This window comes from Streptomyces sp. NPDC002935 (genome assembly GCF_040611295.1).
Lineage (GTDB): Bacteria > Actinomycetota > Actinomycetes > Streptomycetales > Streptomycetaceae > Streptomyces.
In genome coordinates, this window is the sequence record NZ_JBEXNW010000018.1 from 62129 (window position 1) to 85535 (window position 23407).

The following is a 23407-nucleotide window of genomic DNA, read 5'->3' on the forward strand; positions in this document are numbered from 1 at the left end:
ATTCGGGGTCCGGACCCGGCGGATCCGGCGTCCGGAACTCATCCATCCGTCATCAGAGTGTTGTGTACGCGCCAAGCTGGCGTCGACCCTGGCCACTCCAATGCCTCGTACGACCACCGTCAGGGGAGGGCCAGATGACACCCGCAGCCCACGACCATCCGTCGCAGCACGCCCCCGAACTCCGCGCCGTCGCCCGTCACATCGGGCGCCGCCGTTTTCTCACCGCCACCGGCGCGGCCGCCGCGCTCGCCTTCGCCGTCGACCTGCCGGCCGCGGGCGTGGCGAGCGCCGCCGAACTCGACGCGGCGAAGATCACCGACGACCCCTTCACGCTCGGCGTCGCGTCCGGCGACCCGCTGCCCGGCTCCGTGCTCCTGTGGACCCGGCTCGCGCCCGCCCCCTACCAGGCCGACAGCGGTCTGCCCGCCGAACGCGTCACCGTGCACTGGGAGCTGGCGCACGACGACCGCTTCCGCAAGGTCGTCAGACGCGGTACGGCCACCGCGCACCCCGAGTTCCACCACGCCGTGCACGTCGAGGTCGACCACCTCGACGCGGACCGGGTCTTCTACTACCGCTTCCGGGCGGGCAGTTGGGTCAGCGAGACGGGCCGTACGCGTACCGCGCCCACGCCGGGCGCCCGTGTGTCCGCCCTCAAGCTTGCCGCCGTCTCCTGCCAGGCCTACCACGACGGGTACTTCACGGCGTACGGCCATCTCGCCGAGGAGGACGTCGACATCGTCCTCCACCTCGGGGACTACCTGTACGAGTACGCCGTCAACTCGGTCGGCGGCGCCCGGAAGTACACCGACCGGACGCTTCCCGACCTCTTCAACCACGAGACGGTGACGCTGGAGGACTACCGGCTGCGGTACGCCCTCTACAAGTCCGACCCCGATCTGCGGGCCGCCCACGCCGCGCACCCCTTCGCCGTCACCTGGGACGACCACGAGACCGAGAACAACTACGCCGACGACATCGACGAGAACGGCGGCCCGCCCGAGGAGTTCCTGCTGCGCCGCGCCGCCGCCTACCGCGCGTACTGGGAGAACCAGCCGCTGCGCCGCCCGCAGCTCCCGCACGGACCGGACGCCCAGTTGTACCGCCGGCTGCGCTGGGGCCGGCTCGCGCAGTTCGACATCCTCGACACCCGCCAGTACCGCTCCAACCAGGCCTACGGCGACGGGTCGCACATCCCCGGGCCCGAGTCGGACGACCCGGCGCGCACCATCACCGGGCCGACACAGGAGCGCTGGCTGATCGACGGCTGGCGCCGCTCACGGGCGCTGTGGAACGTCGTACCGCAGCAAGTCACCTTCTCCCAGCGCAAGCTGGACCTGAACCCGGTCGCCAAGGTCTCCATGGACGCCTGGGACGGCTACCGGGCCTCGCGGCAACGCGTTCTGGCGGGCGCCAAGGCCACCGGGATCGAGAACCTGATGGTGCTCACCGGCGACGTGCACGTGGGGTACGCCTTCGACATCCTGGACGACTTCGACGACCCCGCGTCGGCCACGCTCGGCACGGAGATCGTCGCCACGTCCATCGCGAGCGGCAAGGACGGCGCCGACAAACCCGCGAACTGGGCCACCTACACGCAGGCCAACCCCCACCTGAAGTTCTACAACGGGCGGCGCGGCTATGTGACCGTCGACCTGGGGCGGGAGGCGGCCCGGGCCGACTTCAGGACGGTGTCCGCGGTGACGACCCCGGGGGCGCCCGTCACCACGGCCGCGTCCTTCGTGACCGAGGCCGGGAACCAGGGGCTCGAACCGGCCTGACGTCCTACGCGTCCGCCTCGCCGGGATAGCGGACGCCGATACGGTCCCGGATCGTGTCGAGCGTCCGCATCACGGCGAGGGTTCCGTCGAGCGGGACGAGCGGGGACTCTCTCTCGCCGGCGCGCAGGGCCCGCATCACCTCGGCGGCCTCGTGCTTGAGGCTGTTGCGGGCGCCCGACGCCGGGTCGGCGCGGAACGTCTCGGGCTCGCGGCCGTCGCGGTGCAGGACGAAGTGGTCCGGGAAGAAGAAGCCGTCGGGGATGTCGATGCGGCCCGCGGAGCCGGTGACGGAGGCGGCGACGGGGGTGCCGCCGTTGATGGAGCAGTGCACCGAAGCAAGAGCGCCGCTCTCGAAGGAGAGCAGCGCACCCGTCTGGAGATCGACGCCCTCGTCGGAGAGCACCGCTCTCGCGACGATGTCGGAGGGCTCCCCGAGCAGCAGTTGTGCGAACGACACCGGATAGACGCCGAGATCGAGCAGCGCACCGCCGCCCTGCGCCGGGTCCCGCAGCCGGTGCGAGGGCGGGAACGGCCCGGCGAGACCGAAGTCGGCCTGCACCGTGCGCACCTCACCGATCACGCCGTCGTCGACGAGCGCCTTCAGCCGCCCGACCAGCGGATTGCAGTACATCCACATGGCCTCCATCAGGAAGCGGTCGTGCCGACGCGCGAGCGCGACCAGCTCCTCGGCCTCCCGCGAGTTCAGCGTGAACGCCTTCTCGCACAGCACATGGCGCCCCGCCTCCAGGCACATCCCGGCCGCCACCCGGTGCGCCGAGTGCGGCGTGGCGACGTACACGATGTCGACGTCCTCGTCCGCGGCGAGCGACGCCCAGTCCCCGTACGCCCGTGCGATCCCGAACCGCTCCGCGAACGCCTTCGCCGAGGCCTCCGTCCGCGAGGCGACGGCCACCACCTCGGCGTCCGGCATGTCCACGAGATCCGCCGTGAACGCCGCGGCGATCCCGCCGGTCGCAAGAATTCCCCACCGCACGCGTTCGCGCTCGCCCGTCATACCTGCCCCTTGATCTGTGACCCGAACACGCTGTTCGAGCTGAGAGCATAGGGTGCGCATCTTTCGGAGAGGGGGGCACATGCCCGAGCGTGGCCGCACCACGCGGGACCAGGAAGGCCCGCGAGGGCACATACCGAACGCGGGAGCCGCGGACACCGCACCCGTGGTCGCCGAAGCCACGCCGCCGGCCGCCGAACCGGTGTCCGGCACCGCACCGCGACCGCCCGCCGGCCCCGGCGCCCCGGGCCGCACCGGACTCCTCGTCACGCTGATCCTCGGCGGGCTCACCGCAACACCCCCGCTCGCGATGGACATGTACCTCCCCTCGCTGCCGGAGGTCACCGGATCGCTGCACGCCTCCGCCGCCACCGTGCAGCTCACGCTCACCGCGTGCCTCGCCGGCATGGCGTTCGGACAGCTCGTCGTGGGGCCGATGAGCGACAAGTGGGGCCGCAGGCGCCCGTTGCTCGCCGGACTCGCCGTCTACGTCGTCGCGACCGTGCTGTGCGCCCTCGCGCCCACCGTCGAACTCCTCGTGGCCTTCCGCCTCGCGCAGGGCCTCGCGGGCGCGGCCGGGATCGTGATCGCCCGCGCCGTCGTCCGTGACCTGTACGACGGCGTGGCGATGGCCCGCTTCTTCTCCACCCTCATGCTGATCTCCGGTGTCGCCCCGGTCGTCGCGCCGCTCATCGGCGGACAGATCCTGCGCGTCACCGACTGGCGGGGCGTGTTCGTGGTCCTCACCGCGGTCGGTATCGCGCTGACCGTCGTCGTCTGGGCGAAGCTGCCCGAGACGCTCCGGCCCGCGCAACGGCACAGCGGCGGCGTCGGCGAGGCACTGCGCGCCATGCGCGGACTGCTCGCCGACCGGGTCTTCGCCGGTTACATGCTCGCGGGCGGCTTCTCCTTCGCGGCCCTGTTCGCCTACATCTCGGCCTCCCCGTTCGTGATCCAGGACCTTTACGGCGCCTCCCCGCAGACCTTCAGTCTGCTCTTCGGCGTGAACTCCGTCGGCCTGGTGATCGCCGGCCAGATCAACGGCAAGCTGCTGGTCGGCCGGGTCGCCCTCGAAAAGGTCCTCGCCACCGGCCTCACGCTCGTCGTCCTCGCCTCGACCGCGCTGCTGCTCATGTCCACCGGCGTCCTCGGCACGGTCGGGCTCGCTCCGGTGGCCGCCGCGCTGTTCGTGCTGATGTCCGCCATGGGCCTCGCCCTGCCCAACACCCAGGCGCTCGCCCTCATGCGCGTGCGGCACGCGGCCGGTTCCGCCTCCGCGCTGCTCGGCACCTCCTCCTTCCTCATCGGCGCGATCGCCTCGCCCCTCGTCGGTGTCGCCGGAGAGCACACCGCGGTCCCGATGGCCGTCGTCCAACTGGCGGCGGCACTGGTAGCCGTCGCCTGCTTCGTGGGACTGTGCCGTCCGCGGCGGACGGGACGCACATCGGACGGAAAGGCGGCGGACAGCTGAGCGCACCAAGACTGCGGACCGGCACACCGGAACGGGCCGGACTCGACACCGGAGAACTGCGGCGACTGGTCCACGAGGTCCGCGCCCTCACGCGCGGCGCCGACCCCTGGGCGGCGGGCGTGGTGCTGGTAGCGGGCCGGGGACCGGTCATCGCCGTCGAGGAGGCGGCGGGGTGGGCGGTGCGCTACGCGGCCTACGACCAGGAGACCGGCGCCGGTGCCGAGCTGCCGCCGGGCGCGCGTGTGCCGGCGAGCGTGCACACGCCCTTCGACCTGGCCTCCCTCACCAAGCTGTTCACGGCGGTCGCCGCGGTGCAGCAGCTGGAGCGCGGCACGCTGGGCGTCGACGCACGGGTCGGCGCGTATCTGCCGGAGTTCCGCGCGGCCCGCGAGCACGGCATCACCGTACGGCAGCTGCTCACCCACACCTCCGGGCTGCGCCCCGAACTCCCGCTGTACGACTGCCCGGACGACGCGGCCCGGCTGGCGCTGCTGCGGGCGGAGGCGCCCTCGTCAGAACCGGGCGTGTACCTGTACTCCGACGTCAACCTGCTCCTCCTGCAGTACGTGCTGGAACGCGTCACCGGCCGGGCGCTCGACGTCCTCGTCCGGGACGGCATCACCCGCCCGCTCGGGATGAACGCCACCACCTTCGGACCCTGCCCCGGCGCGGCGGCCACGGAGGACCAGCGGCGGCCGTGGGCCAAGGCGGACCGGGGCATGCTGCGGGGCGTGGTGCACGACGAGAACGCCTGGGCGCTCGGCGGGGTGGCCGGTCACGCCGGGCTCTTCTCCACCGCGCGCGATCTGGCCGTGTTCTGCCGCACCCTGCTCGCGGGCGGCTCGTACGGCCCCGCCCGCATCCTCGGCCCCGACTTCGTCGAACTCCTCCTCACCCCGCCCGGCCTCGGATTCGCCCTCGACCAGCCCTGGTTCATGGGCACCCTCGCGGGCCACGGGGCGGCCGGCCACACCGGGTTCACCGGCACCTCCCTGGTCCTGGACCCGGCGACGGACACGTTCCTGGTGCTGCTCGCCAACACGGTCCACCCGCGGCGCCGCCCGGCGGACAACGCGCCCCGGGCGGCAGCGGCCACCCGGCTGCGGCGGGCGGTGCGGGGTACGTGAGGGAACGCCTCGGCGGCGCGGGTGGTGCGGGGCACCTGAGAGAATCGGGCCGTGAACGCCCCCGTACCCCCCGCCGACACCCTGCGCGGCGCCCTCGCCGGGCTCCTCGACGGCCTGCCGCCGAAGGCCGCCGCGCAGGCGGTCGAGCGGCTGATCGTGAACTACCGGGGGACCACCCCGACCCATACGCCGATCCTCCGGGACCGCTCGGACGTGGCGGCGTACGCCGCGTACCGCATGCCCGCGACGTTCGAGGCGGTGCGCGCGGCGCTGGAGGCGTTCGCGGACGCGGTGCCCGGCTGGGTGCCGGGGAGCCATGTGGACGTCGGCGGTGGCACCGGCGCGGCCACCTGGGCGGTGAACGCGACCTGGGAGGGCGCCCGCCCGGTGACCGTGCTCGACTGGGCCGAGCCCGCCCTCGCACTCGGCCGGGAGATCGCCGCCGCCAACCCGGAGCTGAAGGACGCCGAGTGGCGCCGCTCTCGTATCGGAGCGGCGCTCACCATCGAGAGCACTGATCTCGTCACGGTCTCCTACGTCCTCGGCGAACTCACCGACGCCGACCGCGCCTCGGTCGTGGACGCCGCCGCGAGCGCCGCCCGGGCCGTCGTGATCATCGAGCCCGGTACCCCCGACGGCTACACCCGGGTCCTCGCCGCCCGCGACCGCCTGATCGGTGCCGGCTTCCACATCGCCGCGCCCTGCCCGCACAGCGCGGCCTGCCCCATCGTTCCCGGGCAGGACTGGTGCCACTTCTCCGCGCGCGTCGCCCGTTCCTCCCTGCACCGCCAGGTCAAGGGCGGATCCCTGCCCTACGAGGACGAGAAGTTCAGCTACGTCGCCGCGACCCGCTTCCCGCCCGCCCCGGCGCCCACCCGCATCGTGCGCAAGCCGCAGATCCGCAAGGGGCAGGTCCTTCTCGACCTGTGCGAGCCGGACGAGGCACTGCGCCGCGAGACGGTGACCAAGCGCCACGGCCCGCTGTACAGGGCGGCCCGCGACGCGGACTGGGGCGACGCCTGGCCGCCGCCCGAGGACAACCCCTAGGTCCCGGCTGTAGGTCCCGGCCCGGCCGCCCGTCAGGTCCCTGCCCGGCCGCGCAGCTCCTGCGTGCAGCACTTCACGCTTCCGCCGCCCTTCAGGAGCTCGCCGAGGTCGACGCCGACCGGCACGAAGCCGCGCTCCCGGAGCGGGTCGAACAGGCCCGTCGCCTCCTGCGGCAGCAGCACGTGCAGGCCGTCCGAGACCGCGTTGAGGCCCAGCGCCGCGGCGTCCTCGGCCGCGGCGGTCAGCGCGTCCGGGAACAGCCGGCGCAGCACCTCGCGGCTGCCGGGGGAGAACGCCGGCGGGTAGTACATGACCTCGTCCGCCGTGTCGTCGAGGACGGCGAGAGCCGTGTCCAGGTGGTAGTACCGCGGGTCGACCAGGTCCAGGCCGATCACCGGACGGCCGAAGAACTCCTGTGCCTCCCCGTGCGAGAGCGGGCTCGCGCGAAAGCCGCGGCCCGCGAGCAGGTACGACCCCGTGATCACGAAGTCGCCCTCTCCCTCGTTGATGTGCGCGGGTTCGCGGATCTCCGAGAACCCGCGGGCGCGGAACCACTCCAGGTGCGCCGTCGCCTCCGGCTCACGCTCCCGGTAGGCGAAACGGGCACCCAGTACCCGGCCGTCCACGACCGTCGCTCCGTTCGCCGCGAAGACCATGTCCGGCAGGCCCGGGCGGGGCGTGAGTTCCTCGACCGTGTGGCCGAGGGAGCGGTAGCGGTCGCGGAGGTCCTCCCACTGGGCGAGGGCGAGCGGCACGTCGACCGGCTTGGCGGGGTCCATCCACGGATTGATCGCGTACGTGACGTCGAAGTGCGCCGGCGGGCACATGAGGTAGCGACGGGGCGTGGCACGGCGGAGAGGGTGCAAGGAAGGCTCCTTACGCAACCGCAGGGGCAGTTGATGCTCATGGTGCGGTGCGCGGCGCCCCGGGAGCGGGAGGCGAACGGGCCGTGTCCACCGGAGGGACGGTGCCCCGACGGAGGCGAGACGCACCGTATCGCCGCCCTGGTAGGTTTCCCGCATGGCCGAGAAGCCCAGCTCCCTCCCCGATTCCAGCCGCCGCAGCGAGAAGTCCCGGCGCGCGATCCACACCGCGGCCCTCGCCCTCGTCGGCGAGGTCGGCTACCCGAGGACCACGATCGAGGGCATCGCCGCCCGGGCCGGAGTCGGGAAGCAGACGATCTACCGGTGGTGGTCGTCGAAGGCCGAGGTGCTGCTGGACGCCTTCATGGACCTCGGGGAGCAGGCCGCGCGGGCGGCGGGGCAGGAGCCCGATGAGATCCCGGACACGGGCGACCTGGCCGCCGATCTGAAGCTGGTGCTGCGCGCCACCGTCGACGAGCTGCTCGACCCCGCCTTCGAGGTGCCCGCCCGCGCGCTGGCCGCCGAGGGCCTCGTGAACGAGCGGCTCGGCGCCGAGTTCGTCGCCAGGCTGCTGGAACCCCAGCTCCAGCTGTACGTACGGCGGCTGCGTTCGGCGCAGACCAAGGGCGACGTACGCCGGGACGTCGACCCCCGGATCGCCCTGGAGCTGTTCGTCTCCCCGCTCGCCCAGCGCTGGCTCCAGCGCACGGCCCCGATCTCGTACGACTACACGGACACGCTCGTCGACTACGCCCTGCACGGTCTCGCTCCGCGCTGAGGGTGAAGAAATCTCCTCACATCATGCAATAACACCTGATCAGGGTCAGGGGAACGCATCGTCCCACCTACCCCGGTTGTCGGCTCCGGCCACCTGGGGCGCAGGATGGTGGGACCATGGGGCAAGGACGAGTGCACTACGGCGAGGCGAGGGGATAGATGAGCGCAGACTTCGGACGCCGCTCCGGCACGCAGGGCAGGATCTCCCGGTGGCTGCGCGGCCGCCGGCCGAAGGCCCCCGCGGAGACGTCCGAAAGCGGGCGTGAGGCCCTGCTGCTCGCCGCCGCCGCGGCCGGTCTGCCGCTCGCGCAGGCCGCGTACCCCTCCGGCTACCGCTGTTCCTGTGACCGCGTCGGCTGTCCCACCCCCGCGCGCCACCCCGTCTCCTTCGCCTGGCAGACGCAGTCGACGACCGACCGCGCGCAGATCGAGCGCTGGGCCCGGCACCAGCCGAAGGCGAACTTCATCACCGCGACCGGCCTGGTGCACGACGTCCTCGACGTGCCGCTGGACGCCGGGCGCGAGGCGCTGGAGCGGATGCTGGCCTCCGACATCGAGGTCGGACCGGTCGCGGAGACCGGTGACGGCCGCATGCTCTTCTTCACCCTCACCCGCGGTACGCCCGAGGAGGAGGACGAGTGGTGGCCCTGTGAGCTGGACTGCCACCCCGAGACGATGGACGAGCACCCCGGTTTCCGCTGGCACTGCCGCGGCTCGTACGTCCTCGTGCCGCCGGCCCAGCTGCCCGGCGGTCTGAGCGTGGACTGGGTGCGCGGCCCCGAGCACCCGCTGCCGGACCCGCTCACCCTCCTGGAGATCCTCACCGACGAGTGCGCCATCTACGCCGGGGAGAACGGCGCGGACCAGCTCGCCGCCTGGCCCCACCGGGGCTGACAACCCGCCCGGCCGCGGCCCGAGCGGCCGGTGTGGGTGCGTGCCGGAGCAGGTGCGCGCCCGTGTGGGTGCGCGCGCCGGACTACTCGCCCTCCGCTCCCGTCAGCCCTTCGATCCGTCCGAGGACGGACACCTTCCGGGCCGAACCCTTCGCCGGGTCCAGGACGGCCTGGTTGGAGACGAACTCCAGGGTGAGGGACTGCTTGATCTCACCGGTCGTCAGGGCCCGGACGTCCGCGGCGGGGGTGGGAATCCCGGTGCCCGCCGCGGCGGTCTGCTTCTCGAAGCGGTGCGTGGCGAAGAAGACCAGCGCCCCGCCGTCCGCGGTGCGCAGACCCACCGGCGCGTAGTCGCCCGAGTTCAGCGGCTCGTCGATGTACTGCCTGGCGAGGCCCGGCTTGCTGGCGAACTTCTCGCGCTGGGCCCGCCACTGCGAAGTGTGGACGCCCGCGGCGAAGGTGGTGCCGCCGGCTTTCAGATAGGTCGCGTACGACCGGCCGAGCTTCGCCGGCTCGATCGCGAGCGCCGCGTCGTCGGCCGTGACCGGCCGTGCCCAGCCGCCCTCGTCCTTCGCGAACTCCGGTACGTCACCGGCCCCGAGAACCGTCAGATACGAGGCCTGCCAGACCTCGTCGGCGCTGCCCCGGGTGAAGACCAGCAGCCAACGGCTGCCCGGCACACCCTTGTTGGCCGCCGTGTTCGCCACGAACCAGCGCGGCCAGGCCGCCTTCGCGGGGATCGAGAACTCGGGGTCGCTGAACTCCAGCGGTGAATGCGCGGGATTCCCGGCCGGGTGGTTCGTGTGCCCGGCCTTCAGCTTGGCGCCGTCGATGTCCGCGAGCGGACCGGTCACCCGGTCCGCGTCCTGCGAACGGTCGTACGTCTTGTCGGCCTTGTTGTAGGAGGCGGTGAAGTCCTTGAGCGCGCGGGCGGCTTCGGCGCGGGTCGCCGACGGCACGACCTCTCGCTCGCCGTGCACGACCACGCAGCCGCTCACCGCCAGGGACAGGACGGTCATCGTCCCCGTCGCCAGCGTGAAACGGCCGAGACTACGAGGCCTTCGTGGGCTGCGACCCGTGTGATCCCTGCTCATCAGGTGCCTTCACCTTCCCCTTCCCGGAGGCGAACCCTACCGGGGCGAGGAAGATCGTGAGCGTCGGGACCAAGTACAGCGCCCACACCGTGACCTGAAGGACGGTCGGGTCGGGCTGGAAGTTGAAGACGCCCTTCAGCAGGGTGCCGTACCAACTGGTGGGGTCGATCGTGTTGCTGATGTCGAAGGCGAGGTTCGTCAGGCCGGGGACGAAGTCGGCTTCCTGGAGGTCGTGGACGCCGTACGCGAGGACGCCCGCGGCGACGACGACCAGCATGCCGCCGGTCCAGGTGAAGAACTTGGCGAGGTTGATCTTCAGGGCGCCGCGGTAGAAGAGCCAGCCGAGGAGGACCGCGCTGGCCAGGCCCAGCGCCACGCCGATCAGCGGGCGGGGCGTGCCGTCGCTGGCCGCGTGCACCGACGCCCAGACGAACAGGGCCGTCTCCAGGCCTTCGCGGCCGACCGCCAGGAACGCCGTCGCGACCAGCGCGCCGGTTCCCATGGCGAGGGCCGCGTCCAGCCTGCCGTGCAGCTCGGACTTCAGGTGCCGGGCGGTGCGCCGCATCCAGAAGACCATCCAGGTGACCAGGCCCACGGCGAGGACCGACAGCGAACCGCCGAGCGCCTCCTGCGCCTGGAACGTCATCTCCTGGGAGCCGAATTCGAGCGCGCAGCCGAAACCGAGTGCCACGGCGATCGCGACGCCGATGCCGATCCAGATCGGCCTCAGGGCGTCCCTGCGGTCCGTCTTCACCAGGTAGGCGATGAGGATGCAGACGACGAGGCTGGCTTCGAGGCCCTCGCGCAGACCGATCAGGTAGTTGCTGAACACGGCTACGCCTCCTTGGAGAACAGCGCGCGGCCCCACCAGTCGTCCTTGTCGCGGACGCCGGGCGGTACGGCGAAGACCGCCGAACTCACGTGCTGGATGTACTCGTTGAGCGCGTCGGTACGCGACAGGTTGCGCTGCACGGGGATGAACCCCTTGCGCACGTCACGCTGGTAGGCGAGGAAGAACAGGCCCGCTTCGAGACGGCCGAGACCGTCCGTGCCGTCCGTGAAGGAGTAGCCGCGGCGCAGGATCGTCACCCCGTGGTTGGCGTCGGGGTGCGCGAGCCGGACGTGGGCGTCGGGCTTCATCGCCTTCAGGAACGGCTCGTCGCGCTCCTTGGCCTTGCCGACGGGGGCGCCCTCGCCCTTGTCGCGGCCGAAGATGTCCTCCTGCTCCTGCAGGGGAGTGCGGTCCCACGTCTCGATGTTCATCCGGATGCGCCGGGCGACGAGGTAGGAACCGCCGGTCATCCAGGACGAGTTCCCGTCGACGTCCTTGCCGTCGACCCACACGAACTTCTTGAGCCGCGCGGTCTCGGTGCCCGCGATGTTGCGGGTGCCGTCCTTGAAGCCCATCAGGTTGCGCGGGGTCTGCGCGTCCGGTGTCGTCGACGACGTCTTGCCGAAGCCGAGCTGCGACCAGCGGACGGCGACCTTGCCGAAGCCGATCCGGGCCAGGTTGCGGATGGCGTGCACCGCGACCTGGGGGTCGTCCGCGCAGGCCTGGATGCACAGGTCGCCGTTGCTGCGGGCCTGGTCCAGGTTGTCGCCCGGGAACTTCGGCAGGTCGACGAGCGCCTCCGGCCGCCGGTCCGCCAGGTCGAACTTCTCGAACAGCGAGGGCCCGAAGCCGATCGTCAGCGTCAGCCGGGAGGGCTTGAGCCCCAGGGCCTCTCCGGTGTCGTCCGGCGGCGCCTCGGCCAGACCGCCGTACGCGCCCTCACCGACCGGGTGTCCGGCGGTCATCCGGGCGGCCGCCTGCGTCCAGTCCTTGAGCAGCTGGACGAACGCGGCCCGGTCGTCGGTCTTCACGTCGAACGCGGCGAAGTGCAGCCGGTCCTGCACCGCTGTCGCGATGCCCGCCTGGTGCGTGCCGTGGAAGGCGACAGCGGCGCCGGTCTCGGCCGCGGCCGGGTCGACGTCGTTTCCGGTACGGGTCATCGCGACGCCGCCGCCGGCCGCGGCGGCACCGAGCGCGAGCCCGGCACCGCCCCAGCCGATCAACGAACGCCGGGACGGCGCGGAGCCGGTGCCGGAGGGCTTGGCGGCCTGCGTGCCGTCGGTGCTGTCCGTACCCACGGTGCTGTCCGTGGCGTGCGTGGTGTCCGTGGTGTCCTGGGATTCCGTCATGGCGTTGCTCCTACTTCACGACGGCGGCGGCGAGCTTGGACAGGGGCTCGGCGAGCGCGTTGACCGCGTCGCTGAGCTCCTTGCGGTCGGCCTTGCCGACCTTGTCGTACGAGGTGAACTCGTACGAGGTCTTGTCCGTGCGGTACTTGTCGAGCAGCGTGTTCAGCGCGGCGAACTCCTTGTCGAGCTCCGTCGTCAGCGCGGCGTCGTTCTCCGCGGCGACCGGCTTGAGCAGCTCGTACGCCTTCTGCGCGCCCTCGACGTTGCCCTTGAAGTCACTGAGGTCGGTGTGCGAGTAACGGTCCTCCTCGCCGGTGACCTTGCCGCTTGCGACCTCGTCCAGCAGTTCCTTGGCGCCGTTGGCCATGGAGGTCGGGGTGATCTCGGCCTTGCCGACGCGCTCCTGCCAGTCGGTCAGGTCGGTGATCAGCTGGTCGGCGAGCTGCTTCTCGCGGTCGCCGATCTTCTTGTCCTGCCAGAGGGACTTCTCCAGGCGGTGCCAGCCGGTCCAGTCCGTGGCCGGGTCCTGGCCGTCCTCCAGGCCGTCCTCGCGGACGTCGACCTTCGGGTCGATGTCGCCGAAGGACTCGGCGACGGGCTCGGTGCGCTCCCAGCCGAGCCGCGAGTCCGCGAACTCCTTCTTCGCGGCCTCGATGTCGCCGGCCTTCACGGCCTTGGCGAACGCCTCGGCCTTCGGCAGCGTGGCGTCGGCCTGCTCCTGCGCGTACTCGCGGTAGGCGGCGACGGCCTTGTCGAGGCGCGGGTCGCGCTTGGCGACCTTGCCACCGGTCACGGTGAGCTTCTGGCGGATGCCGTGGCCCTTCATGCCCGGGCGGCAGGCGATCTCGTACGAGCCGGCCTTCACCTCGGCGGTCAGCGTGTACTTGGTGCCGGGGCCGATGTTCTCCTTCTCGGAGACGATCCGGTCGTCGGGGAAGACGATCTCGACCTCGGTGGCCTTCGAGCCCTTGTTCTCGATCTTCAGCGTGACGTGGCCGGCCGGAACGGTCTTGGCCGAGGTGTCGCACTTGGAGTCGGCGGCGGTCACCTGAATGGCGTCACCGTTCTTCGCGTCGCTCTTCTGGGTGCAACCCGTGACGGCGGCCAGGGCGGCCGCGGTGGCGGCTGCGGTGACAACAGAGAGTCGGACGGCTCGCATTCAGGCTCCAAGAGAAGTCGGACAAACCGCACGGTGGGGCCCGTTCGGCATGGTGAGGCTGGCCTAACTTATCTGAGGCTTGCCTCACTGATACCCAGTCGTACGGTGATTCAGCTCTCACAGGTGCAGTACAGGAACGGCTTGATCACGGTGACTCAAATCAGACCCCATGAAATGGTCAAGGGAGAGTCAAGCGTCGCGTCTCGGTGCGACCAGGGCGGCGCCGGTCCTGGGGTGCGGGAACACCTCGACCGGCTGCCGGTAGACGTCGGTCAGAAGCCCGTCGGTGAAGACCTCCGCCGGCCGGCCGCGGGCCGCGATACGACCGGCGCACAGAATCGCGACCCGGTGCGCGTAGGCCGCCGCCAGCCCCAGGTCGTGCAACACCACGACCACCGCGTCCCCGGCGTGCGCCCTTTCCCGGCACACCCGCAGCACCAACTCCTGGTGCCGCAGGTCGAGTGCGGCCGTCGGTTCGTCGAGCAGCAGCAGCGGGGCGCGCTGCGCGAGCACCCGCGCGAGCGCCACCCGCGCGCGCTCCCCGCCGCTCAGCGCGGCGAACGAGCGTGGCGCGAAAGAGGTGACCTCGGTGGCCGCTATGGCGGCGGCGACCGCCGTGTCGTCGTCCCGCGGAGTGTGGGCCCAGGGCGCCCGCCCCATCCGGACGACCTCCTCGACGGTGAACGGGAAGGAGAGCGCCGCCGACTGGGGGAGCACGGCCCGGCGCAGGGCGAGTTCGGGCGCGGTCCAGTGCGCCGCCGGACGCCCGTGGAGACGTACCACTCCTTGCGCGGCGCGCAGATCGGCGGCCAGCGCGGACAGAAGGGTTGATTTTCCCGCACCGTTGGGCCCGACCAGCGCGAGCACCTCGCCCGCGCGGGCCGCCACGTCGACGCCGCGCAGCACCTCGCGGTCGCCGAGCCGGACATGGAGGCCCTCGGCCTCGGCGAGCACGTCGCCGGGGGCGGGCGGGGGAGGAGGTGCGGGCCGCGCCGTACGCGGAAGCCGCAGGTTCACGGCCGTACGCGGGAACCTCATGGGCGTGCGCCCGGTGTCGCTTCGAGGGGATCTCACGCCCAACCTCCTTGCTTGCGGCGGGTCCTGCGCAGCAGCCAGAGGAAGAACGGGCTGCCCGGCAGGGCGGTGAGGACGCCGAGGGGGAGTTCGGCGGGCTGCGCGATCGTCCGGGCGGCGAGATCGGCCGCGAGCAGGACGGCGGCGCCGCCGAGCGCGCTGCCCGGGACGGGCACCACCGGCGGCGCCGGGACGACCGGGTCCACGACGGGCGGCGTGAGCGGTGCGCTCGCCTCCACCGGGTCAAAGGTCCCGGCGGCGCGCTCGGCGCGGCTGCCGCGGTCCGGCGCCGGTGTCGTGGTCGCGATGCGCAGGCGGCGTACGGCGTAATCAGTGGGACGAGGCCGGGCCGCCCGCCCGGTGCGGTCCGGCCAGGGAGGCGCTCGCCGCTCGGATGATGTTTGAATGCCGGAGTGACTGACTACGACGTGCTGCGGGTCTTCTGCGGACCTGGCGGCGGGTACGGCAATGAACTCGGTGTCGTGCGCGAGGGCTCGGTGATGCCGGACCGCGCGGAGCGGCAGGAGTTCGCCGCCAAGCTCGGCTTCAGCGAGACCGTGTTCGTCGACGACCCCGAGCGCGGGGTCATCGACATCTACACGCCGACCCTGCGGCTGCCGTTCGCGGGGCACCCGTGCGTCGGGGTGGGCTGGCTGCTCGACGTGCCCGAACTGGTCACGCCCGCCGGAGTGGTGGGGGTCCGGCTGGACGGCGAGTTCAGCTGGATCGAGGCACGGTCCGAATGGGCGCCGCCCCGGACGCTGCGGCGGTACGCGTCCGCGGCCGAGGTCGACGCGCTGGCGGTGCCGCCGTCGGGAGAGTGGATCTACGCCTGGGCCTGGGAGGACGAGGCGGGCGGCCGGGTGCGGGCCCGCGCTTTCCCCGGCCGGAACGACGGCATCGAGGAGGACGAGGCCACCGGAGCGGCGGCGCTGCTGCTGACCCAGCAACTGGGCCGGGCCCTCAACATCACCCAGGGCACAGGCTCCCAGATCCTCACGGCCCCCCAGCCGAACGACTGGGTCGAGGTGGGCGGCCGGGTCCACCTGGAACGCTGAGACCCCGGTCGACGGGTCAGGGGCCCAGGGGAACCAGGGGCCCCCGGAGCCGACGGTCACGCGGTCAGCGGGAACTCCTCGCCGAGGGCCCGGAACACCCCGGTGTTCAGGGCGAACGCCCGCTTGCACTCGGCCACGATCCGCTGCTTCTCCAGGTCGTCGGCCGGGACTCCGTCCAGCAGCTCGCGATAACTCCGCTTGAACGCGGCCGGGTTGGAGATGTCCTCGAAGACGTAGAAGCGCACGCCGTCGCCCTTGCGGGTGAAGCCCCAGGTCTGTTCCGCCTTGCCGCGGATGATCTGGCCACCGGAGAGGTCGCCCAGGTACCGGGTGTAGTGGTGGGCGACATACCCTCCCGGCCACTCACGGGCGCACTGGGAGACACGGTCCGCGTACGCGCGGGTCGCGGGCAGCGCGGTGAGCGTGCCGCGCCAGTCGGGGCCCCGGAGATGGGCGAGGTCGCGCTCCAGAGCGGTGCGGCGCAGCAGCTCGGGCCGCAGGAACGGCCCGGCCACCGGATCGGCGGACAGTCGCTCGGCGTCCGCCTCCAGCGCCTCGTACACGAACCACAGTTGCTCGGTGTAGCGCGCGTACGCCTCGACGCCGAGCCGGCCGCCGAGCAGGTCGCTCATGAACGTCGAGGTCTCCGCCTCGATGTGCTGCTCGTGCGACGCGGTGCGGATGAGCGTCGAGAAGGGTGTGCCCGCCGTGCTCGTGGTGTCCGGTGTGCTGATCGTGTCCGACGTGTCCGACGCGTTCATGGGGCCTCCGGAGCCGCTGAGCAAGGGCGAGAGCTGGTGCAAGGTCATGCGCATCTTTTATGGTTAGGCTTACCTAAGTCAACAGCTTTCCCGACGTCCTGTCGGTAAAACCGTACCCCGATTCCCGGTCGCTTCCACAGGAGAAAGCCCGCCCTGTGGACAGGGCGGGCTCAGTGGGCTCGGGAACTCCGGACGGCTACGGCAGGGTGAGGATCTCCGCACCGCTCTCGGTGACGACGAGGGTGTGCTCGAACTGCGCCGTCCGCTTCCGGTCCTTCGTCACGACGGTCCACCCGTCGTCCCACATGTCGTACTCGTGCGAGCCGAGCGTGAGCATGGGCTCGATGGTGAAGGTCATCCCGGGCTGGATGACGGTGGTCGCGTGCGGGCTGTCGTAGTGCGGGACGATCAGCCCGGAGTGGAACGACGAGTTGATCCCGTGCCCGGTGAAGTCCCGGACGACCCCGTACCCGAACCGCTTCGCGTACGACTCGATGACGCGCCCGATGATGTTGATCTGGCGTCCCGGCCTGACCGCCTTGATCGCGCGGTCGAGGGACTCCCGGGTCCGCTCGACGAGGAGCCGCGACTCCTCGTCGACGGCGCCGACCAGGTAGGTCGCGTTGTTGTCGCCGTGCACGCCGCCGATGTACGCCGTCACGTCGAGGTTGATGATGTCGCCGTCGCGCAGGACGGTGGAGTCGGGGATGCCGTGGCAGATGACCTCGTTGACCGAGGTGCACAGCGACTTGGGGTAGCCGCGGTAGCCGAGGGTCGACGGGTAGGCGCCGTGGTCGCACATGTACGCGTGTGCCACCCGGTCCAGCTCATCGGTCGTCACGCCCGGCGCGATGAGCTTCGCGGCCTCGGCCATCGCCTGCGCGGCGATCCGCCCGGCGGTCCGCATCGCCTCGATCGTCTCGGGCGTCTGCACCTCCGGTCCGGTGTACGGCGTGGGTGCGGGCTTTCCCACGTACTCGGGACGCCTGATGTTTCCCGGTACGGGACGGGTGGGAGAAAGCTCCCCTGGTACGAGCAGCGACTGGCCAGACATGGCAGCGAGTCTAACCAGCGGGCATGGGGGAACATGTCTCTGGCGAAAGGAGCTGGTGATGGCCCTGTTCAAGAAGCGGACGGTCGGCAAGCCCGGCGAGTGGTTCTACTGCCTGGAGCACAAGAAGGTCGAGGAGGGCCCCGAGTGCCCGGGCAAGGACCGCTTCGGCCCGTACACCACCCGCGAGGAGGCCGAACACGCGATGGACATCGCGCGGGAGCGGAACCTCGAATGGGAGACGGACCCGAAGTGGCACGACGCGTCGGGCAAGGCACCGGACTCCGACGACGACTGAGGCACGGAATTCCGGGGCGACGGTGGGCGCCCGGCCCGGGCTCCGGCGCGTGACCGTACGTGTCGTGTCAGGACGCGGTCACCGGCGGCGCGGGCGGGAACTCCTCCGCTCGTGCGGAGCGCATCCGGAGCGCGTGCTCGTTCGTGCGGTCGTCGTACGACATCAGCTTCGGGAGACCGACCGCCAGCAGCCCCACCGCTCCGACGCAGAGCGCGCCGCCGGCCCAGACCGACGCCCGTACGCTCGTCAGCGCGGCCATGCCGCCGGAGCGCACCTGGCCCAGCTGGGGCCCGACGGAGTACGACAGCAGTTCGATCCCGGCGAGCCGTCCGCGCAGCTCGTCCGGGATCGTCTGGTTCCAGATGGCGGCACGGAAGATTCCGCTGACCATGTCGCAGGCACCCGCGAGGACGAGGAGGAGCAGCACCAGCCAGACGCTGTGCACCAGACCCGCGCCGGCCACCGCGAGCCCCCAGCAGGCCGCCGCGAGCGCCACCATCCGCCCGTGCCGGTGCACGCGCGAGGTCCACCCGCTGGTGAGGCTGACGAGCAGCGAACCGGCGGGAATGGCCGCGTACAGCAACCCCAGCGACCAGGCGGCCTGCAGGTCGTCCGCGAGGAACGGCAGCACCGCGAGCGGCATCGCGAAGAACATCGCCGCGAGGTCGATCGCGTAGGTACCCAGGAGTTCCTTGCGGCTCCACGCGTAGCGCGCGCCCTCGGCGATGGACCGCACCGACGGTTTCGCCGCCGCGTGCGAGGCGGGCGACGCGGCGATCCCCACCATCATGGCCACCGAGACCGCGAAGGTCACCAGGTCGACGGCGTAGGCCCAGCCCAGTCCGGCGTACGCCACGACGACTCCCGCCAGCGCCGGGCCGGCGACACCTCCCACCGTCCAGCGCAGCGAGTTGAGCGCTCCCGCGGCCGTCAGGTGTTCGTGCGCCACGATCCGCGGAGTGAGCGAATCCATCGCGGGACGCTGGACCGAGCCGAGCGCGGCGGAGAGCGCGGCGACCACGTACAGCGGCCACACGGCGGGGTGCGGCAGCGTCGCGTTGACGAGCAGGGCGGCGCACAGCAGGCCCTGCCCGGCCTCCGTCCAGACGATCAGCTTGCGCTTGTCCAAGGCGTCGGCGAGCGCCCCGCCGTACAGCCCGAAGACCACGAGCGGGATCAGTTCCACGGCGCCGATCGCACCGACCGCCGCCGCCGACCCGGTGAGCACCTTCATCTGCACCGGCAGTGCGACGAAGGTCAGAAAGCTCCCGAAGTTGGTGACGAGACCGGCCACCCACAGCCGCCGGAAGTCGGCGGAGGTCCGCCAGGGCGCGAGATCGGGCAGCAGGGCATGCGCACGGGAGGAGGGAACGTCATCACTCACGACGGGCCATGGTCGGCGGCGCGAGCGTGCGGGGCAACTGCTTTACGGCCCCGGCGCCCGCACCGGGAGCCGGTTCCGGCCACCGACGGCGGGGAAACCCGGCTCCGCCGGCGGGAGGCCGGCCGGCCTTCGCCGGTGGGTGGTGGCCCCCGCTACCACCGGTACGACGGAGGGGCCGTCAACTGGTCGGCGAAGCGGGACAGACGGTCGCGGAAGCGGCGCCGGCCCCGGGGCGAGGGCAGCGCGTTCTCCCCGGCCGCCGCGCTGACAAGGTGCTGCACGGTGTCGAGGTCGAGCTCGGGATCCGGCGGCACGGCGAGCGACTCGTGGGCCAGCGCCGGCAGCTCACCGCCCCCCGGGGACAGGGCCAGTACCGTCGCCCCGGCCCGCCGGGCGTCGTGCACCCGCTCCAGCAGCGCGGCACCGGGCGCGTCCGGCGCCACCACCAGCAGCGTCTCTCCGCGCCGGGCCGCCTCGATCCGCCCGAGCCCCACCGCCAGGTGCGCCGGATCGGACTCCCGCGCCCCGTGCCGCACCAGGGTCGGCGACAGCTCCGGCGTCCCCGACCACGCGGCCTCGTCCACCAGGTGCGCCGCGAGGTGCCAGGGCTCGTACTCCTCGGAACCGACGAGCAGCAACCCGCCGCCGTACGACACCACGGATCCCCGCAGCGTCCCCCCGAACCGTCGCGTCGCCCCCAGCCATTCGGTCCCGGCAAGCACTTCGCGCAGCAACGCGACCCGTACGGCATCCATGGCCGCATCCTGCCGTAACCGGCCACTCGTGACCCGGAGTTCACCACGAATTCGCCCAAGTTGGGCAGAAGTCCGCACCACCGACCCCACGAGCAACCGCACGAGGGAGCCCGACCATGACAGAGCCGAGCGCCGAACCCACCACCGGTACGGGCACGGAGACGGACACGAGCACGAGTACCGACGCGGGCGCGGCCACGGAGACGAGTGCCGGGGCCGGCGTTCCGTTCCGCGGCGGGCGTGAGGGCTACGCCAGCTTCCGGATCCCCGCCGTCGTCGCCACCGGAACCGGCACGCTGCTGGCCTTCTGCGAGGGCAGGGTCGGCTCCGCGCACGACCACGGCGACATCGACATCGTGCTCAAGCGGTCCATGGACGGCGGCCGCACCTGGGGCCCGCTCCAGGCCGTCGCCAAGAACGGAGCCAACCTCGCCGGCAACCCCGCGCCCGTCGTCCTCGACACCGGCCGTGTCCTGCTCGTCCACGTCCGCAGCGCGGCCTCCGCGTCCGAGGATGCCCTGTTGCGCGGCAAGGTGAAGGCCGCCGACGGACGGCGCGTGTGGGTGCAGCACAGCGACGACGACGGGCTCACCTGGGCGGCCGCGAAGGAGATCACCGCGCAGGTGAAGAAGGCGGGTTGGCGGTGGTACGCCACCACGCCCGGGCACGCCGTCCAGCTCGGCTCCGGCCGGGTGGTGGTCCCCGGCAACCACACCCTGCCGCCCACCGGTACGGACAACGGCACGGAGGCGAAGTACAACAGCGGCCACTGCCTGCTCAGTGACGACCGCGGCGCGACCTGGTACCTCGGCTATCTCGACGAGAACACCAACGGCTACGTCAACGTCAACGAGACCACCGCCGCCGAACTCACCGACGGCCGCGTCTACTTCAACTCCCGCAACGACTCCCCGTCGCCCGGCAACCGTGCCGACGCGCACTCCCGCGACGGCGGCAGAACGCTGGTCAGACCGTTCCGCCCGCAGGCCGGCCTCGTCACCCCCGTGGTCCAGGGCAGCCTTCTCCAGCTCCGCGACCCCGACCTGCTCCTGTACTCCGGGCCCGCGGATCCGGAGTTCCGCGCCCTGATGACGGTCCGTGCCTCGACCGACGGCGGCACCACCTGGCGGTCCGTGTACACGGTGGACGGGCTGCCCGCCGCGTACTCCGATCTCGTCCGCGTCGACGCCGCGACCGTCGGACTCCTCTACGAGACGGGCGACTTCGGCGCCTACGAGACGATCACTTTCCGGCGTATTCCGCTGACCGCGCTCGGGTGACGGTACTCACCCGGGGTGCTCGGCCACCTGAGGCGCGTGGCCACGACCCGCGCACGTAAAGTCGGCCCATGACCTCTACTGACAGTGCACAGAAGGCCCCCGCCAAGGACCCCTGGGACCTGCCCGACGTGTCCGGGCTCGTCGTCGGCGTGCTCGGTGGCACCGGTCCGCAGGGCAAGGGCCTCGCCTACCGGCTCGCCAAGGCCGGGCAGAAGGTGATCATTGGTTCGCGCGCCGCCGACCGTGCGCGGAGCGCGGCCGAGGAGCTCGGCAACGGTGTGGAGGGTGCCGACAACGCGGAGACCGCGCGCCGCAGCGACATCGTGATCGTCGCCGTGCCGTGGGAGGGTCACGGCAAGACCCTTGAGTCGCTGCGCGAGGAACTGGCCGGAAAGCTCGTCGTCGACTGCGTCAACCCGCTCGGCTTCGACAAGCAGGGTGCGTACGCGCTGAAGCCGGAGGAGGGCAGCGCCGCCGAACAGGCCGCCGCCCTCCTGCCCGGCTCCCGGGTCACCGCCGCTTTCCACCACCTCTCCGCCGTGCTGCTCGCGGACCCGGAGATCGAGGAGATCGACACCGATGTGATGGTCCTCGGCGAGGAGCGGGCCGACGTCGAGATCGTCCAGGCCCTCGCCGGCCGCATCCCCGGTATGCGCGGCGTCTTCTCCGGCCGTCTGCGCAACGCCCACCAGGTCGAGGCCCTGGTCGCCAACCTGATCTCGGTGAACCGGCGCTACAAGGCACACGCGGGTCTGCGGGTGACGGACGTCTAGGTCGCCCGTCGCGTGGGGGACACTGGTGGCAAGCAGTGTCCCCCCGACAGGAGCCGACCCATGCCCCGCCTCGCTCTCTACGCCCTCGCCGTCTGTGTCCTCTCCGTGGCCGCGGCCGTCGTCTCGTTCGTCCAGGGCAGCTGGCTCGGCGTCGTGTGGCTGCTGCTGGCGGGCCTGTCGTCGAACATGACCTGGTACTACGCGCGCCGGGGCAGGGCGTAGCAGCCGGTCAGGACATCGGGCCGCCCAGGAAGCCAGGCCGGTCAGGACTTCAGGCAGATGTCGTTGTTCGCCTGCCAGAAGCGGTAGAGCCACTGTCCGCAGTCGGCTTCGCCCGGGCCGATGCCCAGGCCGCGCAGGATGGCATCGATGATGTCGAAGAACTCGCGGTTCACCGACGGGATCCACAGCACCGCGAACACCGCGAGCAGACCGAACGGCGCGAACGGCTCGACCTGACGGCGGACGCCGTACGACAGCCAGGGCTCGATCACGCCATAGCCGTCCAGGCCCGGGACCGGCAGGAAGTTCAGGATCGCGGCCGTCACCTGGAGCAGCGCGAGGAACGCCAGCGCGTAGCGGAAGGCGGGCGGGACGCCGTCCAGGGCGTGCAGCCAGAACGGTGCCGTGCACACGACGGCGAACAGGACGTTCGTCAGCGGGCCCGCCGCCGAGATCAGGCTGTGCTTCCAGCGGCCCTGGATACGGCCCCGCTCGATGAAGACCGCGCCGCCCGGCAGACCGATCCCGCCCATGATCACGAAGATCACTGGCAGCACGATGCTCAGCAGCGCGTGCGTGTACTTCAGCGGGTTCAGGGTCAGATAGCCCTTGGCACCGATCGAGATGTCGCCGCTGTGCAGGGCGGTGCGGGCGTGCGCGTACTCGTGGAGGCAGAGCGAGACGACCCAGGCGGCCGTCACGAACAGGAAAACGCCCACGCCGGGCTGTTCGGCGAACCCGGTCCAGGTCGCCCAGCCGGTCACCGCCATGACGGCCACGATCCCGACGAAGACGGGGCTGATCCTCCGGTCGCTGCGGCGGGTCGCGGCGGTGGTCATGGGGCTCCCTGGACTGGCTGGGCTGATATCCGTGTGCGTGGGCCTGCCCGACCGTACCGGGCTCATGCCGAAAACGTCTCGCCATCGGGCATTGGTTCCGGGGAAGGTGGGGGGATGGGGGATGGCGGGTCGTGGAACAAATGCGGGACGAGGACGGGGTGATCCGGCCGCTGCGCGTGGACGACGGTCGGGCCGCGGCGCCGCACGACGGATCCGGGGGCGGCCCCGGACCCGGCCCCGGACCCGGCCCCGGCCGACAGGTCGAGAGAACCGGTCCGCTCACCGTCGAGCGGCACGGTGCCCAGTGGCCGGAGACGACCAATACGGTCCGTACGATCCACCTGGTGCACCAGGATTTCGCGGAGACCGTCCCCGGCTCGCGCACCTGGGAACCGGTGCCCGCGTCGCGGTCGCCGGAGGCCGTCGACAGCAGCCCCACGTGGTTCGGCGAGCGCCGGGCCGGAGTCCTCGCCGAACCCGCCCCGTCCGACCCCCGCACCTGACGCC

At 71.8% G+C, this 23407-nt stretch carries 24 protein-coding genes and 1 pseudogene; 12 read left to right on the forward strand and 13 right to left on the reverse strand.

Annotated features, from left to right (window positions below; translation table 11 throughout):
- Positions 1-134: 134 nt before the first annotated feature.
- On the forward strand, positions 135-1781 hold the full coding sequence (locus tag ABZX90_RS24290; RefSeq protein ID WP_355207915.1) for an alkaline phosphatase D family protein: 1647 nt from the start codon (positions 135-137) through the stop codon (positions 1779-1781).
- Positions 1782-1785: 4 nt separating this feature from the next.
- Here ABZX90_RS24290 and ABZX90_RS24295 read toward each other — a convergent pair whose 3' ends face one another.
- Positions 1786-2796, reverse strand: a complete 1011-nt coding sequence (locus tag ABZX90_RS24295) for a Gfo/Idh/MocA family oxidoreductase (protein ID WP_351121956.1) — start codon at positions 2794-2796, stop codon at positions 1786-1788.
- 79 nt (positions 2797-2875) lie between these two features.
- On the opposite strand from ABZX90_RS24295, the gene ABZX90_RS24300 reads away from it, so the two are divergent.
- The 3 genes from ABZX90_RS24300 to ABZX90_RS24310 are packed head-to-tail and all read left to right on the forward strand — an operon-like array spanning position 2876 to position 6438.
- Complete coding sequence (locus ABZX90_RS24300; RefSeq protein WP_351121959.1) at positions 2876-4264, forward strand: multidrug effflux MFS transporter; 1389 nt, start codon at positions 2876-2878, stop codon at positions 4262-4264.
- Complete coding sequence (locus ABZX90_RS24305) at positions 4210-5391, forward strand: serine hydrolase domain-containing protein (protein WP_355207919.1); 1182 nt, start codon at positions 4210-4212, stop codon at positions 5389-5391. The genes ABZX90_RS24300 and ABZX90_RS24305 overlap by 55 nt, the downstream gene beginning before the upstream one ends.
- Before the next feature lie 51 nt (positions 5392-5442).
- A complete protein-coding gene (locus ABZX90_RS24310; RefSeq protein ID WP_355207922.1) occupies positions 5443-6438 on the forward strand; it encodes a small ribosomal subunit Rsm22 family protein in 996 nt (331 codons plus the stop codon).
- A gap of 32 nt (positions 6439-6470) precedes the next feature.
- Here ABZX90_RS24310 and ddaH read toward each other — a convergent pair whose 3' ends face one another.
- Complete coding sequence (gene ddaH / locus ABZX90_RS24315; protein WP_355207924.1) at positions 6471-7304, reverse strand: dimethylargininase; 834 nt, start codon at positions 7302-7304, stop codon at positions 6471-6473.
- Between the two features lie 154 nt (positions 7305-7458).
- On the opposite strand from ddaH, the gene ABZX90_RS24320 reads away from it, so the two are divergent.
- Together ABZX90_RS24320 and ABZX90_RS24325 are read left to right on the forward strand one after the other, a co-directional pair.
- Positions 7459-8079 carry a TetR/AcrR family transcriptional regulator gene (locus ABZX90_RS24320; protein WP_355207927.1) on the forward strand — a complete coding sequence of 207 codons (621 nt, stop codon included), beginning with the start codon at positions 7459-7461 and terminating at the stop codon, positions 8077-8079.
- 158 nt (positions 8080-8237) lie between these two features.
- Positions 8238-8972 carry a bifunctional DNA primase/polymerase gene (locus ABZX90_RS24325; RefSeq protein ID WP_351121973.1) on the forward strand — a complete coding sequence of 245 codons (735 nt, stop codon included), beginning with the start codon at positions 8238-8240 and terminating at the stop codon, positions 8970-8972.
- Between the two features lie 82 nt (positions 8973-9054).
- Here the strand turns inward: ABZX90_RS24325 and ABZX90_RS24330 are convergent, their stop codons facing one another.
- The 6 genes and pseudogenes from ABZX90_RS24330 to ABZX90_RS24355 all read right to left on the reverse strand — a co-directional run.
- A complete protein-coding gene (locus ABZX90_RS24330; protein WP_355207930.1) occupies positions 9055-10065 on the reverse strand; it encodes a hypothetical protein in 1011 nt (336 codons plus the stop codon).
- The gene (gene efeU, locus ABZX90_RS24335) at positions 10022-10897 is read right to left on the reverse strand and encodes an iron uptake transporter permease EfeU (RefSeq protein WP_351121978.1); all 876 of its coding nucleotides are present in this window, start codon (positions 10895-10897) and stop codon (positions 10022-10024) included. Before efeU ends, ABZX90_RS24330 begins: the two co-directional genes overlap by 44 nt.
- 2 nt (positions 10898-10899) lie before the next feature.
- Entirely contained in the window at positions 10900-12246 is a 1347-nt protein-coding gene (gene efeB / locus ABZX90_RS24340) for an iron uptake transporter deferrochelatase/peroxidase subunit (protein ID WP_351121981.1), read from the reverse strand.
- A 10-nt stretch (positions 12247-12256) separates the two neighbouring features.
- Positions 12257-13405 (reverse strand): iron uptake system protein EfeO, encoded by a 1149-nt coding sequence (gene efeO, locus ABZX90_RS24345; protein WP_355207935.1) that lies wholly within the window; start codon positions 13403-13405, stop codon positions 12257-12259.
- Between the two features lie 189 nt (positions 13406-13594).
- Positions 13595-14443: a heme ABC transporter ATP-binding protein gene (locus tag ABZX90_RS24350; RefSeq protein WP_355208107.1), complete on the reverse strand. Its 849-nt coding sequence runs from the start codon at positions 14441-14443 to the stop codon at positions 13595-13597.
- A 32-nt stretch (positions 14444-14475) separates the two neighbouring features.
- Positions 14476-14649: pseudogene (locus ABZX90_RS24355) on the reverse strand (iron chelate uptake ABC transporter family permease subunit); the annotation flags it as partial.
- Positions 14650-14892: 243 nt separating this feature from the next.
- Between ABZX90_RS24355 and ABZX90_RS24360 the strand changes: the two are divergent.
- Positions 14893-15537: a PhzF family phenazine biosynthesis protein gene (locus ABZX90_RS24360; protein ID WP_355207938.1), complete on the forward strand. Its 645-nt coding sequence runs from the start codon at positions 14893-14895 to the stop codon at positions 15535-15537.
- Between the two features lie 56 nt (positions 15538-15593).
- Here the strand turns inward: ABZX90_RS24360 and ABZX90_RS24365 are convergent, their stop codons facing one another.
- Together ABZX90_RS24365 and map are read right to left on the reverse strand one after the other, a co-directional pair.
- On the reverse strand, positions 15594-16346 hold the full coding sequence (locus ABZX90_RS24365; protein ID WP_355207941.1) for a biliverdin-producing heme oxygenase: 753 nt from the start codon (positions 16344-16346) through the stop codon (positions 15594-15596).
- A 148-nt stretch (positions 16347-16494) separates the two neighbouring features.
- Complete coding sequence (gene map / locus ABZX90_RS24370) at positions 16495-17352, reverse strand: type I methionyl aminopeptidase (RefSeq protein ID WP_355207944.1); 858 nt, start codon at positions 17350-17352, stop codon at positions 16495-16497.
- 58 nt (positions 17353-17410) lie between these two features.
- Between map and ABZX90_RS24375 the strand changes: the two genes are divergently transcribed.
- Positions 17411-17647 carry a hypothetical protein gene (locus ABZX90_RS24375; RefSeq protein ID WP_351121993.1) on the forward strand — a complete coding sequence of 79 codons (237 nt, stop codon included), beginning with the start codon at positions 17411-17413 and terminating at the stop codon, positions 17645-17647.
- A 67-nt stretch (positions 17648-17714) separates the two neighbouring features.
- Here the strand turns inward: ABZX90_RS24375 and ABZX90_RS24380 are convergent, their stop codons facing one another.
- A complete protein-coding gene (locus ABZX90_RS24380) occupies positions 17715-19031 on the reverse strand; it encodes an MFS transporter (protein ID WP_355207947.1) in 1317 nt (438 codons plus the stop codon).
- Positions 19032-19183: 152 nt separating this feature from the next.
- Entirely contained in the window at positions 19184-19786 is a 603-nt protein-coding gene (locus ABZX90_RS24385; RefSeq protein ID WP_351121997.1) for a hypothetical protein, read from the reverse strand.
- Between the two features lie 116 nt (positions 19787-19902).
- Here ABZX90_RS24385 and ABZX90_RS24390 point away from each other — a divergent pair, with 116 nt between their 5' ends.
- From ABZX90_RS24390 to ABZX90_RS24400, 3 genes are all read left to right on the forward strand, one after another.
- Positions 19903-21066 carry a sialidase family protein gene (locus ABZX90_RS24390; protein WP_351122000.1) on the forward strand — a complete coding sequence of 388 codons (1164 nt, stop codon included), beginning with the start codon at positions 19903-19905 and terminating at the stop codon, positions 21064-21066.
- Between the two features lie 68 nt (positions 21067-21134).
- Positions 21135-21839: an NADPH-dependent F420 reductase gene (npdG, locus tag ABZX90_RS24395; RefSeq protein WP_261709335.1), complete on the forward strand. Its 705-nt coding sequence runs from the start codon at positions 21135-21137 to the stop codon at positions 21837-21839.
- Between the two features lie 60 nt (positions 21840-21899).
- Positions 21900-22061: a hypothetical protein gene (locus ABZX90_RS24400; protein WP_351122004.1), complete on the forward strand. Its 162-nt coding sequence runs from the start codon at positions 21900-21902 to the stop codon at positions 22059-22061.
- 41 nt (positions 22062-22102) lie between these two features.
- Here the strand turns inward: ABZX90_RS24400 and ABZX90_RS24405 are convergent, their stop codons facing one another.
- Complete coding sequence (locus tag ABZX90_RS24405) at positions 22103-22900, reverse strand: site-2 protease family protein (RefSeq protein ID WP_351122006.1); 798 nt, start codon at positions 22898-22900, stop codon at positions 22103-22105.
- Between the two features lie 140 nt (positions 22901-23040).
- Here ABZX90_RS24405 and ABZX90_RS24410 point away from each other — a divergent pair, with 140 nt between their 5' ends.
- Positions 23041-23403, forward strand: a complete 363-nt coding sequence (locus ABZX90_RS24410; RefSeq protein WP_355208110.1) for a DUF6578 domain-containing protein — start codon at positions 23041-23043, stop codon at positions 23401-23403.
- Positions 23404-23407 lie beyond the last annotated feature (4 nt).

What these genes read in the sequence shown, in the direction of transcription:
- ABZX90_RS24300 (WP_351121959.1), top strand. Translation starts at nt 2,876, where the DNA reads ATGCCCGAGCGTGGCCGCACCACGCGGGACCAGGAAGGCCCGCGAGGG.
- ABZX90_RS24375 (WP_351121993.1), top strand. Translation starts at nt 17,411, where the DNA reads ATGGCCCTGTTCAAGAAGCGGACGGTCGGCAAGCCCGGCGAGTGGTTC.
- ABZX90_RS24330 (WP_355207930.1), bottom strand. Translation starts at nt 10,065, where the DNA reads ATGAGCAGGGATCACACGGGTCGCAGCCCACGAAGGCCTCGTAGTCTC.
- ABZX90_RS24400 (WP_351122004.1), top strand. Translation starts at nt 21,900, where the DNA reads ATGCCCCGCCTCGCTCTCTACGCCCTCGCCGTCTGTGTCCTCTCCGTG.
- ABZX90_RS24410 (WP_355208110.1), top strand. Translation starts at nt 23,041, where the DNA reads ATGCGGGACGAGGACGGGGTGATCCGGCCGCTGCGCGTGGACGACGGT.
- ABZX90_RS24390 (WP_351122000.1), top strand. Translation starts at nt 19,903, where the DNA reads ATGACAGAGCCGAGCGCCGAACCCACCACCGGTACGGGCACGGAGACG.
- ABZX90_RS24295 (WP_351121956.1), bottom strand. Translation starts at nt 2,796, where the DNA reads ATGACGGGCGAGCGCGAACGCGTGCGGTGGGGAATTCTTGCGACCGGC.
- npdG (WP_261709335.1), top strand. Translation starts at nt 21,135, where the DNA reads ATGACCTCTACTGACAGTGCACAGAAGGCCCCCGCCAAGGACCCCTGG.
- ABZX90_RS24320 (WP_355207927.1), top strand. Translation starts at nt 7,459, where the DNA reads ATGGCCGAGAAGCCCAGCTCCCTCCCCGATTCCAGCCGCCGCAGCGAG.
- map (WP_355207944.1), bottom strand. Translation starts at nt 17,352, where the DNA reads ATGTCTGGCCAGTCGCTGCTCGTACCAGGGGAGCTTTCTCCCACCCGT.
- ABZX90_RS24405 (WP_351122006.1), bottom strand. Translation starts at nt 22,900, where the DNA reads ATGACCACCGCCGCGACCCGCCGCAGCGACCGGAGGATCAGCCCCGTC.
- ABZX90_RS24350 (WP_355208107.1), bottom strand. Translation starts at nt 14,443, where the DNA reads ATGAGGTTCCCGCGTACGGCCGTGAACCTGCGGCTTCCGCGTACGGCG.
- ABZX90_RS24325 (WP_351121973.1), top strand. Translation starts at nt 8,238, where the DNA reads ATGAGCGCAGACTTCGGACGCCGCTCCGGCACGCAGGGCAGGATCTCC.
- efeO (WP_355207935.1), bottom strand. Translation starts at nt 13,405, where the DNA reads ATGCGAGCCGTCCGACTCTCTGTTGTCACCGCAGCCGCCACCGCGGCC.
- ABZX90_RS24385 (WP_351121997.1), bottom strand. Translation starts at nt 19,786, where the DNA reads ATGGATGCCGTACGGGTCGCGTTGCTGCGCGAAGTGCTTGCCGGGACC.
- ABZX90_RS24365 (WP_355207941.1), bottom strand. Translation starts at nt 16,346, where the DNA reads ATGACCTTGCACCAGCTCTCGCCCTTGCTCAGCGGCTCCGGAGGCCCC.
- ABZX90_RS24290 (WP_355207915.1), top strand. Translation starts at nt 135, where the DNA reads ATGACACCCGCAGCCCACGACCATCCGTCGCAGCACGCCCCCGAACTC.
- efeB (WP_351121981.1), bottom strand. Translation starts at nt 12,246, where the DNA reads ATGACGGAATCCCAGGACACCACGGACACCACGCACGCCACGGACAGC.